This is a genomic window from Turicibacter sp. HGF1, from assembly GCF_000191865.1.
Taxonomy (GTDB): Bacteria; Bacillota_I; Bacilli_A; order MOL361; family Turicibacteraceae; genus Turicibacter; species Turicibacter sanguinis.
In genome coordinates this window covers 1-15,171 of the sequence record NZ_AEXQ01000119.1, presented here as the reverse complement: position 1 = coordinate 15,171, position 15,171 = coordinate 1, and the positions used below count along the sequence as shown (strand labels likewise).

Genomic DNA, 15,171 nt, shown 5'->3' with positions numbered 1-15,171 from the left:
CTTGAGATAAACCGTTCTTTTTTTTATTTTATTTTAATGATTAGCACAATGGGCGTTTTGGTTGTTGAGGGCATTGTGGTTGCATGGCAAGGGCACACCAGTCTTCATTTCTTAGACCATGATCATATTGATGACATTCCATTCCTTCTTCTTTACAGATGACATAATCATGGTGATTGTGATGGTGATGAACTGTTTTAACAACGACTGGTACCACATGTTCTACACGGTGATGATGGTGTACTTCTGGCATACAGCAAACAGTTGGTTCAATGACTTGGCAGCAAGTTTCATAATGTACAGGCATTGGGCAACATTGCATTTGTGTTTGGCACATTTGAGGTTGAGGCATTACTGGAGCTGGGCACATCATTTGAGATTGAGGCATCACAGGGACTTTTGTTTCACATTTTGTTTCTTTTGTTTCTGGAACTTTTACCATTTCAGTTTTAACAGGCATTTGTTGAGTTGCAGGCATTGCATACATCATTTGAGGTTGAAGGTATTCTTTTCTCATTGGAGACATCATTCCACAGCATCTATTATATCCATTCATAAAAATCATAACATCCTTTCATATTGTAATTCAATTACAATATAGTATATTACCTAGAGCTTAAATGGTTATGGCACATGCCCAAGTTATCAAAGAAAAGGATGAAAAAAAGGACTTTTATACGAGATAAAAAGTCCTTATAGGATGATTATTTCAGTGTTTCGATAACAAAACTAGTATCAGTTAGTTCAAAGTTAGCTAAGAATCCTGAAGAGGCATAAAGTTTTTGATCATCTGTAATAAATAAGGCTTCCACATCAGATAAAGATTCGATTAGCTTCATTCCTTCATCGAGTCCTAGTACAAATGACATAGTTGACAAAGCATCGGCAGACATTGAACTTTTTGTGACGATTGTAACTGACTTTAGATTGTTTTCTACAGGATAGCCTGTTTTAGGATCAAGGATGTGGTGATAAATCTTTCCATCTTGTTGGAAGTAGCGTTCGTATGTTCCAGATGTCACAACGGTTTTATCTTTGACACTTAAAATTCCTAAGTAGTCACCACGTGGAGAGAATGGATTTTGAACTCCAATTCTAAAAGAGTCTCCATTTGCTTTTTCACCATAGGCATAGACATTTCCACCTAAATTGATGATGGCTTGTTTATTTCCGTGTTCTTTTAGAATTTGGGCTGCGACATCAGCTGCATATCCTTTTGCAATGCCACCTAAGTCGAGTTGCATTCCTTTATCTTCTAGTTTAACAGCATAATTTTCTTCATCAAGTAGCACTTTATGATAATCGATATGAGTTAAGCTTTGTGCAATTTCATCACTATTTGGAACATGAGCATCTTCAAATCCAATTTCCCATAGTTTAACGAGAGGGCCGACTGTGATATCAAAGCTACCATTTCCAAGTTGCGAATAGTAAACTCCCGCTTTAATGACATCGAATGTTTGTTTTGAAACAGGAACGTAGTCGACTCCTGCTTGTTGATTGATACTGATTACTTCACTCGTTGTAGCATTATTAATGGTCATTTCTTTTTCAATTTGCTCAATCGCATTGAAAATTTCATCAAAGATTTCTTGTTCAGGATTATCGTATAAGGTAATCGTAACGATGGTTCCTAGTAAGTATTTATTTTGCGAGACAGGTTCGTAGTTTTTTTGTTCAGTTCCTAGATTCTGGTTAGGTGTTTCTACTTGTTCTTTTGCTTGGCAACCTGTTGTGAGTAAAACGGCTACTAGCATTAAGGATTTCAAATATTTCATAGTATGTAACCTCCAATAATTGTCCTTTAATAGGATACCACAATATAGAGCATAAAAAAACGACAAGATGTTCACTTTGTGAAATCTTGCGTTTTTTTTAATCGATTGTTGGTCCGCTTGCTAAGGCTTGAATGACTAATTCAATAAATTGATTCACTTCAATTGTAACGCCAGAGATAGCATCAGTTTTATTATCTTCGTTATAAGTAATTAGGGTTGGATCTTGGATGTTAATAAGATAAGATTCCAAAAGTTGAGCTTGGTGATTCCAATTTTGAATTTCCTCTGTTGAATGTCCACTTGTTAAGTTGTCATCTTCTTTAATGGCATCCCAATGGGCTGCAACAATGTAGCCATTTTCAACAATAAGGTTAATATTATATTTATATCCATCTGTAAATGTTTCCTGCTCTGCATAATAATGTCCATCTTGGTAGTTTCCTTTTTCAATTGGACCGTCTGCAAGAGCCGTATTCATAAGTTGTAAAAATGGAGTGACTGAGATTGTCACACCAGAAATAGTATCAGTTTTTCCATCTTCTGTTGTTTGGATAGCAGAAGTATCTTGATTATTAATAATATATGATTCTAATTTTTCGATTTGTTCGTGCCACTTTAAGGATTCAGTATCTGCATCAGACATAAGATACTCATCTGTTTGTGACAGAGTGCGTTTATCTTCAGTTGCAGTTTCATTAATTGAGTTAAATTCAATGGTGGTGATGATGCCGTCTTTAATCTCTAAGGTTACCGTGTTTTTCCATCCATCTTCTGAATAAGTTGAATCTTCAGCGAAGTATAGACCATCTTTTAAAACAGTAAGCTGTTCACGGGCATCTATATCACTTAATTGAACTAAATTGTTATCACTTAGTAATAGTGGCTCTTTAGAGTTAACTTCATTAGCACTACAGGCTGTTAATAGACTAAACGCAGAAATAATTGTCAGAGATACGACTTTATAATTCATAAAAATACCCCTCCCTATAACTTTAAATAAATTATGGTCTTATCTTTAGTATAGTTAGTGTTATTCTAACATAGGTTGAAAGACTATTATATAGGAAAAAGATGTAATTGTTGTCGAATATGTATAAAAAAAATTTATAAATGATATAGTTATAAAGAGGGAAGGTAGGAATTTTGAAGGGATTGCATCTACATAAAAAGGTTGAATTTGTGAAAAAATGTGATAAAATTAAGGTGGGTAAATTACGACATGTTTTTACAAATAACTCTTATATTTAACTTTTATCTAATTTGATGCTATTATAAATGAATGGATTTTTTATAGGTAAAGGTTAGATACATCTACTAATCAAGTGGTGTTAATAGAGTTAGCTTTTTTATGTTAAGGAGTATTAACGTAGGAAAATAAAACATGAAAGATTTTAGGAGGAGTATCATGAAAAAGATTGTTGTCCTTGGTGGAGGATACGCAGGTGTACTTACCGCAAAAAAATTAGCAAAAAAATTCAAAAAAGATCAAGATGTAAGCATTACATTAATTGACAAGCAATCTTATCACACAATGTTAACAGAGTTACATGAAGTTGCTGCTGGTCGTGTGGATGAAGAATCAATCCGTATGGATTTAAAAAAGATTTTTGCTGGTCGTAAAGTGGATGTTGTTTTAGATGAAATTACATCAATTGATTTTGAACAAAAAGTTTTAACTTCAAATTCAACAAAATATGACTATGATTATTTAGTAATGGGAACAGGATGTAAACCAACATTCTTTGGAATTCCAGGTTCAGAAAATGCTCACCAATTATGGTCATATACAGATGCTGTCAACTTACGTGAACACATTTTAAATATGTTCCGTCAAGCAGCGCTAACATGCGATAAAGAAAAACGTAAAGAATTATTAACATTCGTAACCGTTGGAGCTGGTTTCACAGGAGTTGAAATGGCTGGGGAACTTGGAGAATGGAAAGATGAATTATGCCGTTCATTCCATATCGATAAAGAAGAAGTGTCTTTATATATCGTAGACTTTGCTCCAAAAGTGTTACCAATGTATCCAGATAAATTAGTTAAAAAAGCGGAGCGTCGTTTAGAAAAATTAGGAAATCAATTAGTGATGAACTCTGCTGTAAGTGAAATTAAAGCGGACAGTGTTGTCTTAAACAAAGGTGAAATGGTTATCAATACACGTACTGTTATTTGGGCAGCAGGAATTGAAGGATCAGATATTGTTGATTCTGCTCAAGTAGAAAAAGCAGGACGCGGACGTATTGTGACAAATGCTCAATTACAGGCTAAAGATCATAAAGATGTTTATGTTGTTGGAGATAACATTTTCTACATTCCTGAGGGAGAAGAACGTCCTGTGCCACAGATGGTTGAAAATGCAGAGCATTCAGCGCCAGTTGTTGCACATAACATCTATGTAGATATTAAAGGTGGAGAGCACAAATCATACAAGCCAACATTCCATGGTTCAATGGTATGTATCGGTTCTCGTTATGGGGTAGCTCAAGTTGGAATGCCAGGATTCTGGATGAATTTATCTGGATTCTTCGCGATGTTCTCAAAACACTTCATTAACTTAGTGTACTTTGTTCAAGTTTTAGGATTTAATAAAATTTGGTCTTATTTAATGCATGAATTCTTCCATACAAAAAATAACCGTTCAATGGTAGGTGGATTATTATCAAATTCAGCTCCAGTATTCTGGAAATTCCCATTACGTATTTTTGTCGGATTCATGTGGTTACAACAAGGTTTAACAAAATTACCTAAAGTTATTCATGACTTTAATAATGTTTTCTTATTACCTTCACCTCCAAAAGCAGATACATTATCTGCTGCATCAGGAGCAGTGTCAGAGGCTGTAACAGCAGCATCAGGAGTTGTAACGGAAGTTGTCACTCAAGCATCAGGAGCTGTAGCAGATGCTGTCACTCAAGCATCAGGTGTTGTGACTGAAACTGTAAATCAAGTAGCTGCAAATGGTGATATCTTTACAACAATTTCAAATTTAATTCATGATTTCATGAACTGGATTGCAGTATTACCAGTTCCAGGATTTGTTTCAGATATGGTTAATTGGTCAATGGATGCCTTCTTCTATACTCCAGATGGAACACAATTCACTACTCTTGCAAGCTTAGTTCAAGGTGGAATGATTTTCGGAGAAATCATCTTTGGTATTATGTTAATTATTGGTTTATTCACACCGGTCGCTGCTATTGGTACTATTGCAATGGGATGTATGATTTGGGCTTCAGGAATGGCACCAACTGAGATGTTATGGTATTTAGTAGGTGGATTTGCGTTAATCGGAAATTCAGGTATGGTACTTGGATTAGACTATTATGTGTGGCCTTGGTTACGCGAAATGATGAAACGTATTCCATTACTTAAAAAATGGTATTTATACGTTGACTAAATAATATGATTTGAAAGAGAAACATAGAGAATACTATAGTAGTATTCGCTATGTTTTTCTTCTCATTTAGTGTTATTGTAGTATCTAACAAATTCAACAAGAAGCAATACATACAATCGTTAGTCAAAAAATGTAGGTGATAACACATGAAATCATTCTGGAAGGATCAGCCAGACATTGTCGCACATTTAGAACAAGTCAATCATATTATTAATCAACAGTTAACCGTTAAACAATCAAAAATGAATGAGATTTTAAAAGATTTAGCTCAGTCTGGAGGTAAAAAAATTCGTCCAGGATTATGTATTATCGGTGGTGAATTTGGAGATAAGGACATTAAGCATCTTTATCACTTATCTGCTGTTTTAGAAATGTTGCATATGGCAACACTTGTTCATGATGATATTATAGATGATTCGGTACAACGTCGTGGTCAGTTAACGACACAACAAAAATACGGTAAAGATTATGCTGTTTACACAGGTGATTATATTTTTACTAAATGTTTTGAAATCTTAGCAGAGCATTATGAATTGCATCATATGAAAGAATTATCTAAAACAGTTTCTCGTGTTTGTATGGGAGAAATTGATCAATTTGATGGCCGATTTAAATCTCATACTTCGGTTAAAAAGTATTTAAAAGTCATTGGTGCTAAAACATCTGCTTTATTAGCTGTTAGTTTATCCGTTGGGGCTTATGAAAGTGGATGTGACGAAAAATTCTGTAAGAAGCTTGGAAAAATTGGGCTTCATATTGGAAACGCATTCCAGATTATTGATGATATTTTGGACTATGTTGGTGACGCGTCTCGCGTTGGAAAAACATTAGGAAATGATATTCGTCAAGGGTATTATACGCTTCCGTTACTATATGCTTTAAAACATAATGATGATAGGCTAAATGAGTTATTAGCGTCAGAAACTTATACAGATGAAGTAGTTTCACGTATTATTGAACGCGTTAATGAATTGGGTGGTGTTAAACAAGCTCAAGAGTTAGCACATAAATATACAGTGAAATCTTTAAAAGAAATTAAAAGTTTGCCAGCAGGTCAAGCCCGTGATCATCTAGAATGGGTTACCAATCAATTATTAGCTCGTCAACACTAATAATGAAATTTCAATGGACAAATCATTTTCTGATTTGTCTTTTTTTTGTAAAATTATTATTTTATAAGTCATATTTAATTGAATAATTCCCATTTTAATATAATCTATTCTTATTAAGTAAAAAAATAGAAAAATAATGAATTTGTAATCTACATAATCATTACTTGTTAGGTTACAATATAACAAGTAGTACTTGTATAATTTTTCTAAAATTAGAAAGAGAGAGTATAGTTGGTGTACTACAAAGAGTTTAAATCATAGAAAGGAGTTTATTCTATAATGAAAACATTACAACGCGTTGGTAAAGCCTTTATGGTACCGGTTGCGCTTTTACCAGCGGCAGGTCTACTACTAGGAATAGGGGCCTCAATGCAGCAATCATTATTAGATTATTTACCGTTTTTAGGTACAGAATTTTGGCAGATGGTCGCAATGGTAATGAAAAGTTCGGGACAGATTGTTTTTGATAACTTGCCGTTATTATTTGCAATTGGAGTTGCCTCTGGATTAACAGGAGACAAAGGAGTGGCTGCTTTAGCGGCGACGGTTGGATTCTTAATTATGAATGTGGTGATTGGGGTATTTATGCCGGTTACATTACCTGATCAGTTATATGCAAATGTATTAGGAATCGAAACGTTACAGACCTCTGTTTTTGGTGGAGTGCTTATTGGGTTATTAACGGCATATTTATATAATAAATTTTATACCGTTAAGTTTCCTGATTTCTTATCTTTCTTTGCTGGGGCACGATTTGTTCCCATTATTACATCAGTAGTAGCGATTATTGTAGGGGTGATTTTGGCTTTTATTTGGCCTCCAATTGGAAACCTAATTGCAAGCTTTGGTAAAATTGTGGCAGCAGAAGGAACGAATCCTCTTTATATTTGGATTTATGGAATTGCAGAACGTGCCTTGATTCCGTTTGGACTACATCATGTTTTTTATTTCCCATTATGGTACACAGAAGCAGGAGGTATTTATACTTCAATTGATGGTGTGATGAAAATGGGGGACCAACAAATTTGGTTCCAGCAATTAGCTGATTATTCGACATATGGCTATCAAGCGATGATTGAAAATGTTCAGGCACAAGGTGCAACACTTGCAGGACGATTCATGACTGGAAAATATCCATTTATGATTTTTGGATTACCAGCGGCTGCTTATGCGATGTATCAAGAAGCAGCACCAGCCCGTAAAAAAGCGATTGGTGGATTATTGTTATCAGCTGGGTTGACGGCTGCTTTAACAGGAATTACAGAGCCGATTGAATTCACCTTTTTATTTGTAGCACCTGTTTTATTTGCAATTCATGCGGTACTAGCAGGATTATCATTCATGCTGATGTACTTATTTAATGTTCATGTCGGAATGACATTTTCAGGTGGATTAATTGACTTATTAATTTACGGAATTTTACCTGGTAATGATTTTACGAACTGGGTTCGTATTATCATTGTCGGAATTTTCTACGCTCCAATTTATTATTTCTTATTCCGTTTTGCGATTCGTCGTTTCAATTTACCAACACCAGGACGTGGTGAAGCTGAAGATAAGCTGATGAGTAAAGCTGATTACCAAGCGGCTAAAGGAACGAATTCAAGTGAAAAAGCAGCGGCTATTTTAGAAGCATTAGGTGGGGCTAGTAATATTGAAACATTAGATGCCTGTATGTCACGTTTACGTGTTTCAGTTCATGATATAGACGAAGTGGATGAGACTAAAATCAAAGCTTTAGGTGCCACTGGAATGTTTGTTTCAGGAAATAATTTACAGGCTATTTTCGGAACAACTTCTGATCAATTGAAAACGCAAATTGAAGTAATTATGGCAAAAGAAAAGTAAAAATAAGACAAAAAGACCTTTAAAAAAACATTTTTTAACTAATGTTAGCGTTATTTTTATAAAAAATATCGAAATATATCTATATTTGTTGAAAAAAACAATATAATATATATGAAAGATATTAGGAGGTGCAACATGGGAATTTTCGATTTATTCAAGAAGAAGAAAGAAGAACCTAAAAAAGGAGTTTTTGCTCCAATCACAGGAACATTATTATCAATCACTGAAGTTCCAGACCCAGTATTTAGCCAAAAAATGATGGGAGACGGATTTGCAATTGAACCAACTGAAGGAAAAGTATATTCTCCAGTTGCCGGGAAAGTGTTAAACGTATTCCCAACAAAACATGCAGTTGCATTACAATCTGACGAAGGACATGAAATTTTAATTCACTTCGGTATGGATACTGTAACATTAAAAGGTGAAGGATTTACTGCTCACGTAGGTGAAGGAGATATCGTTACACCTGAGACTTTATTATTATCAGTAGATTTAGACGCTGTTCGTCCTAAAGTACCATCTTTAGTAACACCAGTTGTTTTCACTAACTTAAATGAAAAAGTTATTGAATTAAAAGTAACAGGTCCAGTTACACACGGTAAAGCTGATATTTTAGAGATTAAATAATTTCGTAAACATATATCTTGATTTTTAGATAGTGACAAGATAAAATAAACTTGAAATCACTATCACAAAGAGGAGCGATTATTGATGGAAAAGATTTTCACAATTACAGATGAAACTGGATTACATGCTCGTCCAGCGACAGTATTAGTAAACACAGCTAGCAAATTTGGATCAGAAATTTCATTAACTTACCGTGATAAAAAAGTTAACTTAAAATCAATCATGGGTGTTATGTCTTTAGGAATCCAACAAGGTGCACAAATCACTATTTCTGCTGAAGGTGACGATGCAGAAGCAGCTATCGCAGCATTAACAGAAACTATCACAACTCAAGGATTAGGTGAATAATACCTTTTCAAATAACAAACAATAGTACTGGCTCGCCAGTACTTTTTGTTTTTTGAAAAACATATTTTTAAGCGTTATTAAATTATTTTACCTTCATTTTAATAAAAATATAAAATATGTCAAAAAAACATTAATTTGCGACAAAATCACTATATGTAACGGGTTTCAGACGACCTAAAAAAATAAAACGGTGTTGTGTAACGGGTTTTATCTGTTATAATAGTTAGGTACAAAAGCATTTCATAATTGAAAGGGGTAGCATTGTGAACATTAAAGGTATTGCAGCATCAAACGGGATTGCTATTGCAAAAGCATTTAAATTAATTGAACCAGAATTAACAGTTGTTAAATCAACAGTTACAGATATTGAAGCCGAAGTAGAACTTTATAAATCGGCGTTAGTTAAGACAACAGAAGATTTACAAAAGATTAAAGTAAAAGCTGCTCAAAATTTAAGTGAAGAAGAAGCGGCTGTATTCGATGCTCATATTAATATGGCAAATGATCCTGAGTTACTTTCTCAAACAACAGATAAAATTAAATCTGAAAGCGTTAATGCACCTTATGCATTCGATGAAGTATCAAACATGTTTATTATGATGTTTGAAAGCATGGATAATGAATATTTCCGTGAACGTGCAGCAGATATTAAAGATATTAAAAAACGTATTTTAGCACACTTATTAGGTGTTAAAGTAAATGATCCAAGTACAATTGATGAGCAAGTGGTTATTATTGCTGAAGACTTAACACCTTCTGATACAGCTCAACTTGATCGTAACTTCGTTAAAGGGTTTGCGACAAACATCGGGGGACGTACATCTCACTCAGCGATTATGGCTCGTTCATTAGAAATTCCAGCTGTAGTTGGAACAAAAACAATCTTAGAAGACGTTAAAGATGGAGATATGATTATCTTAGACGGATTAGAAGGAAATGTTATCATTAACCCAACAGCTGAGCAAATCGCACACTACGAAGAAGTAGCTAAAGCTTATGATGCTCAAAAAGCTGAATGGGCAAAATTAAAAAATGAAGCAACAGTTTCAAAAGACGGACAACATGTAGAGCTTGCTGCTAATATCGGAACTCCAAAAGATGTTGAAGGAGTACTTGCTAATGGTGGAGAAGCCGTTGGATTATACCGTACTGAATTCTTATATATGGGACGCGATAACTTCCCAACTGAAGATGAGCAATTCGAAGCTTATAAAGCAGTATTAGAAGCAATGGGAGAAAAACCAGTTGTTGTTCGTACATTAGATATCGGTGGAGATAAAGAATTACCATATCTACATTTACCAAAAGAAATGAACCCATTCTTAGGTTACCGCGCTGTTCGTTTATGTTTAGATGATACAGATTTATTCCGTACGCAATTACGTGCTTTATTACGTGCTTCTTCATACGGAAAATTACGTATCATGTTCCCAATGATTGCAACTTTAAATGAATTCCGCGCTGCTAAAGCTTTATTATTAGAAGAAAAAGCTAACTTAATTGCAGAAGGTGTGACAGTTTCTGAAGAAATCGAAGTCGGAATGATGGTTGAAATTCCATCTGCTGCGGTATTAGCTGATCAATTCGCTAAAGAAGTTGACTTCTTCTCTATCGGAACAAATGACTTAATCCAATATACTATGGCTGCTGACCGTATGAACGAAAAAGTTTCATACTTATACCAACCATATAACCCAAGTATTTTACGCTTAGTAAAAATGGTTATTGATGCTGCTCACAAAGAAGGTAAATGGACTGGAATGTGTGGAGAAATGGCAGGAGATCAAACAGCTATCCCATTATTATTAGGATTAGGATTAGATGAATTCTCAATGTCAGCGACTTCAATCTTACCTGCTCGTTCATTAATTAGCAAATTATCAAAAGCTGAAATGGCTGAATTAGCTCAAAAAGCTTTAAATATGTCAACAGTTGAAGAAGTTATTGAATTAGTTGAAAACATTCAAAAATAATCCAAATTAAAATGTGAAGAATTTATTCTTCACATTTTTTTTGTTTTCTAAGAGCAGAAATTTAAATTGAAGAATAATTAAGACAAAAAACGACATCCTAATAAAGAACTTCGAAAGGAAAAGAGTTGAGATAAAAATGATATCAGTGTTAAAAACTAAATTTTTTGGATCCATCAGTTTAAAAAGTGGATTATTTTTTATGTTCCTGATGATAACTTTTTGTAGTCTATTTATGGGGTCATTTGATACATTTGCGGCAACCGTTGAAGATAGAGTGGACGATTTTATTTATAATAAGGAAAAACCAGAAAAAGTCGTTTATTTAACATTTGATGATGGACCTTCTAGATATAGTTTAGAGATTTTAGATGTGCTAGATCAATATGATGTACCCGCCATTTTCTTTGTGATTGGTGAAAATATTGAACTGTTTTCGAATGCCAAAGAGATATTAACAGAAATGGTGGAGCGTGGACATTATATTGGGCTTCATAGCATGACACATAATATGGATAGTTTATATCATGGTCCAAATGCTCCTCAAAACTTTGTTAAGGAAATGTTGGCTGATCAAAAAATGGTTTATGATTTAACGGAAGGATTTACAAGTCAATTATGTCGTCCACCATATGGTGGAAGAAATCATTTAACAAGAGAACATTATGTTGCTTTAGAAGAAGCAGGAATCACATGTATCGATTGGAATGTTGATTCTTTAGATTGGTCAAAATCAAGTGCCGATCAAATATTTAGACAAGTTGTTGCAGAACAAAAACGCAATCAGGATGCAAAAGAAGTCGTCTTGTTATTTCATGAAAAAAAATTCACGTTAGAAGTATTACCTCAAGTGATTGAATATTATCGCAGTTTAGGTTATGAATTTATGTCCTATTGTGAAGGTGAAGATTTTAATTGTACCTTATCGAATGAAAAATAAAGAAAGAAGTCATCCATAAATTACCTTGCATAATTTGTCACATTATGCAAGGTTTTAGAATGCTTTTTTAAAGTTAATATTGTATAATTAAAACAAATAGCATAGATGGAGGAAAGAGTAGTGGCAAAACAGCAGTATTATTCAAATTATGGTAGTCGAGGACGACGTCGACGTGTTAAACCACGTTTTTATGTTTTTGTAACGTTAATTGCAATTTTAGTGATGACAGGATGTTTCTTTGCTAATGTTGCAGGACAAGTAAAAGGATTAAGTATGGCAACAGTAGAGCCGACCTATTTAGATTTCGAGGAAATCAAAACGGTTAAAAGTTGGCATAATAAAGAAGTTAAATTTGCTTATTTAACATTTGATGATGGACCTTCACGCAATACAAGTGCCATTTTAGACATTTTAGATAGCTATGGAATTAAGGGGACATTTTTTGTTTTAGGGACAGCTATCGATAATTACTCTGACTCGGAGGCCATGTTAAAACGAATGGCTAATGACGGTCATTACATTGGGATGCATTCAATGACTCATGATTATGCTTATTTATATGGAGATGCTAATGCCGCTTCTAATTTCGCTGGTGAGATGAAGGAAGAACAAGCCTTAATCAAAGAGATTACAGGTGGGTTTGAAAGTAAATTATGTCGTGCTCCTTATGGAACGGGCGGAACATTTACGGATGAACATGTTGTTGCTTTAAATGAAATTAGCGTAAAATGTTGGGATTGGGACGTTGATTCATATGATTGGGAATCGGGAGCAACAGTTGATAGTATTATGAAAAATGTTGAAAGTAATATGAAGTTGTGGAACTATCCATCTAATACGGTTATTTTATTCCATGAAAAAGATATTACCGTACAAGTTTTACCTGTTGTTATTCAGTATTATTTAGATTTAGGATATGAGTTCTTACCTTATAATCCTGATAATCATATTGTTAAAAATTTATTTGGAAGTAGCGATTTATAGGAAAGGGGAATTCTAAATGCGTCGACCATTTTTACCAGTTTTAATTGTAATCCTTATTTCGGCTGTAGGAATTTTCTTTGCCTTAACTTATAAGATTCCTGAAGTACAAGTATTTCAAATGTATCAACATTTAGATCAAGAAATTGTCACTTGTGAAAAACAAAATACAAATACATTAGAGGATAATTTAAATGCTTTACAAGCATCGGTGAGCAGTTTGATTAGTGCAGGTCAGACTTACGATGGAAGTGCAGACTTAACTGAGTTATTTGAGTCATTTAACACACAATATAACATGTTAAAACAATATAATGAATCGGTGGCAACATGTATTTCATCAGCCATTGAAAAAACTAATTTTGAACAAATTGAAAAAGTGATTAAAAAATTACCAACAGATTTACAGACATTAGGTCATGATATGACATCCCTTCAAAAAGAACGTACAACAAAGTTAACGGCTTTAGAAGCACAACTTTCTTCATTAGTTAACACCTTATCAAACTTTGAAGAAATGTTCTATAACACGAAAACAAGTGAAGCTGTTCAATATTTTCAAAGTGTAAATGTGGCCTTCAGTGAAGTTCAAACGTTACATACAGACTATATGACAACAGTTGAGGCTTATTATACGGCGAAAACAGCTTATTATGAAAGTATCGCAAATAAAGGGACGTTAGATTATATTTTCAAAAAATAGATAAATTGGCTAGGAAGTTTTCCTAGTCTTTTTTGTTGCCTGTGTTATAATCAATTTATTAAGATGACTAAGAAATTGAAAGAGGGATTTAAATGAACATTGGATTTATCGGAATTGGTGTCATGGGGCAAGCCATGGCGACTCATTTATTAAACGCTGGCCATAAGATGTATGTTTATAATCGTACAAAAAGTAAAGCAGATCAAATTGTTGAAGCTGGTGCTATTTGGTGCGAAGATGTTCAAATGGTTGCGCATCATGCTGATTTAATTTTTACGATTATTGGTGTTCCTGCAGATGTTGAGGCTGTTTATTTAGGTGAAGGTGGGTTAATTGATACGGCAAAAGAAGGAACAATCTTAGTTGATATGACAACCTCAACACCAGAACTTGCAAAGCGAATTTATGAAGCGGGAATGCAAAAAGGGATTCAATGTTTAGATGCTCCCGTTACCGGTGGAGATGTTGGAGCTAAAAATGGAACGTTAACAATTATGGTTGGAGGAGAAGAGTCTGTTTATCAAAGTATTCGTCCAATCTTAGATTTGATGGGAAAAGTAATTGTTTATATGGGAGAAGCAGGCAGTGGACAGCATACAAAAATGGCCAATCAAATTGCGATTGCTGGAGCTGCGATTGGAATGGTTGAAGCTTTAGCTTATTCTAAAGGGGCTAATTTAGATTTAGAGACAGTTTTAAGTGCCATTACAAGTGGGTCAGCTGCAAGTTGGCAATTAAGCAATATGGCCCCTCGTATTATTCGTGACGATTTTAATCCTGGATTCTTTATTAAACATTTTATTAAAGATATGAAAATTGCAACGTCAGAAGCATCTGAAATGTCAGTTGATTTACCAGGACTTAATCTTGTCTTAAGTTTATATGAAGAATGTGCGAATCGTGAGTTTGAAAATTTAGGAACGCAGGCACTCTATAAATTGTATGAAAAATAAAAGAAAGACCTTAAACATTAATTAAAGTGTTTAAGGTTTTTCTTTTATAAAATATAGTATTTATTTGATTCAATCATCGGTTCTTGGCTAGGGGTTGTGGTCACCGAATAAGGTCCATAATAGCTGTTTTGAACCATTTGTTGTTGATATCCCATTGGATAGCTTGGTTGTTGGTAATAAACAGGTTGAGGATAGTAAACAGGTTGAGGGTAATACATGGGTTGTTGGTACACTGGATAATTGTATCCTCCACAACATGGACGTCCACCACCAAGGACTAATCCACCTAATCCCCCGAGAGCAAGTCCCCCAATGAATGGCCAAAATCCCCATCGTTCATCATTTTCAATACCTGGCATAGTCGCTAGATAGGGGACTTGATTTGTCAATGGAACTTGGCCATGATAAGACGATCTCATATTTTGATTCAACTTTAACTCCTCCTTCAGTATGCAGTTCTCATTTTAGTGTATGCAGACTGTTGAGTTTAGGTTCTCGCTAATAAAAAAAT

Annotated in this window: 14 protein-coding genes; 10 read left to right on the top strand and 4 right to left on the bottom strand. The window is 34.3% G+C overall.

Going from position 1 to position 15,171, the window contains the following annotated elements; genetic code table 11:
• Positions 1-40 precede the first annotated feature (40 nt).
• From HMPREF9402_RS11885 to HMPREF9402_RS11875, 3 genes are all read right to left on the bottom strand, one after another.
• Positions 41-556: a hypothetical protein gene (locus HMPREF9402_RS11885; protein WP_009607456.1), complete on the bottom strand. Its 516-nt coding sequence runs from the start codon at positions 554-556 to the stop codon at positions 41-43.
• Between the two features lie 148 nt (positions 557-704).
• Positions 705-1,778 carry an FAD:protein FMN transferase gene (locus HMPREF9402_RS11880; RefSeq protein ID WP_006785157.1) on the bottom strand — a complete coding sequence of 358 codons (1,074 nt, stop codon included), beginning with the start codon at positions 1,776-1,778 and terminating at the stop codon, positions 705-707.
• A gap of 97 nt (positions 1,779-1,875) precedes the next feature.
• Positions 1,876-2,748 (bottom strand): FMN-binding protein, encoded by an 873-nt coding sequence (locus HMPREF9402_RS11875; RefSeq protein WP_009607451.1) that lies wholly within the window; start codon positions 2,746-2,748, stop codon positions 1,876-1,878.
• 435 nt (positions 2,749-3,183) lie between these two features.
• Between HMPREF9402_RS11875 and HMPREF9402_RS11870 the strand changes: the two genes are divergently transcribed.
• From HMPREF9402_RS11870 to HMPREF9402_RS11825, 10 genes are all read left to right on the top strand, one after another.
• Positions 3,184-5,178, top strand: coding sequence for an FAD-dependent oxidoreductase (locus HMPREF9402_RS11870; RefSeq protein ID WP_006785159.1), 1,995 nt, complete (start codon positions 3,184-3,186; stop codon positions 5,176-5,178).
• 146 nt (positions 5,179-5,324) lie between these two features.
• Positions 5,325-6,290 (top strand): polyprenyl synthetase family protein, encoded by a 966-nt coding sequence (locus tag HMPREF9402_RS11865; RefSeq protein ID WP_006785160.1) that lies wholly within the window; start codon positions 5,325-5,327, stop codon positions 6,288-6,290.
• A 279-nt stretch (positions 6,291-6,569) separates the two neighbouring features.
• Positions 6,570-8,138: a glucose-specific PTS transporter subunit IIBC gene (ptsG, locus tag HMPREF9402_RS11860; RefSeq protein WP_009607457.1), complete on the top strand. Its 1,569-nt coding sequence runs from the start codon at positions 6,570-6,572 to the stop codon at positions 8,136-8,138.
• 135 nt (positions 8,139-8,273) lie between these two features.
• The gene (locus HMPREF9402_RS11855) at positions 8,274-8,765 is read left to right on the top strand and encodes a PTS sugar transporter subunit IIA (RefSeq protein ID WP_006785162.1); all 492 of its coding nucleotides are present in this window, start codon (positions 8,274-8,276) and stop codon (positions 8,763-8,765) included.
• Positions 8,766-8,849: 84 nt separating this feature from the next.
• Complete coding sequence (locus tag HMPREF9402_RS11850) at positions 8,850-9,113, top strand: phosphocarrier protein HPr (protein WP_006785163.1); 264 nt, start codon at positions 8,850-8,852, stop codon at positions 9,111-9,113.
• A gap of 263 nt (positions 9,114-9,376) precedes the next feature.
• A complete protein-coding gene (gene ptsP, locus HMPREF9402_RS11845; protein WP_006785164.1) occupies positions 9,377-11,086 on the top strand; it encodes a phosphoenolpyruvate--protein phosphotransferase in 1,710 nt (569 codons plus the stop codon).
• A gap of 199 nt (positions 11,087-11,285) precedes the next feature.
• Positions 11,286-12,023, top strand: coding sequence for a polysaccharide deacetylase family protein (locus HMPREF9402_RS11840; protein WP_238526663.1), 738 nt, complete (start codon positions 11,286-11,288; stop codon positions 12,021-12,023).
• A 120-nt stretch (positions 12,024-12,143) separates the two neighbouring features.
• Positions 12,144-13,007, top strand: coding sequence for a polysaccharide deacetylase family protein (locus HMPREF9402_RS11835; protein ID WP_006785166.1), 864 nt, complete (start codon positions 12,144-12,146; stop codon positions 13,005-13,007).
• Between the two features lie 16 nt (positions 13,008-13,023).
• Complete coding sequence (locus HMPREF9402_RS11830) at positions 13,024-13,707, top strand: hypothetical protein (protein ID WP_009607458.1); 684 nt, start codon at positions 13,024-13,026, stop codon at positions 13,705-13,707.
• A 92-nt stretch (positions 13,708-13,799) separates the two neighbouring features.
• Positions 13,800-14,660, top strand: coding sequence for an NAD(P)-dependent oxidoreductase (locus HMPREF9402_RS11825; protein ID WP_006785168.1), 861 nt, complete (start codon positions 13,800-13,802; stop codon positions 14,658-14,660).
• A 44-nt stretch (positions 14,661-14,704) separates the two neighbouring features.
• Here HMPREF9402_RS11825 and HMPREF9402_RS11820 read toward each other — a convergent pair whose 3' ends face one another.
• On the bottom strand, positions 14,705-15,091 hold the full coding sequence (locus HMPREF9402_RS11820) for a hypothetical protein (protein ID WP_009607455.1): 387 nt from the start codon (positions 15,089-15,091) through the stop codon (positions 14,705-14,707).
• Between the last annotated feature and the right edge of the window lie 80 nt (positions 15,092-15,171).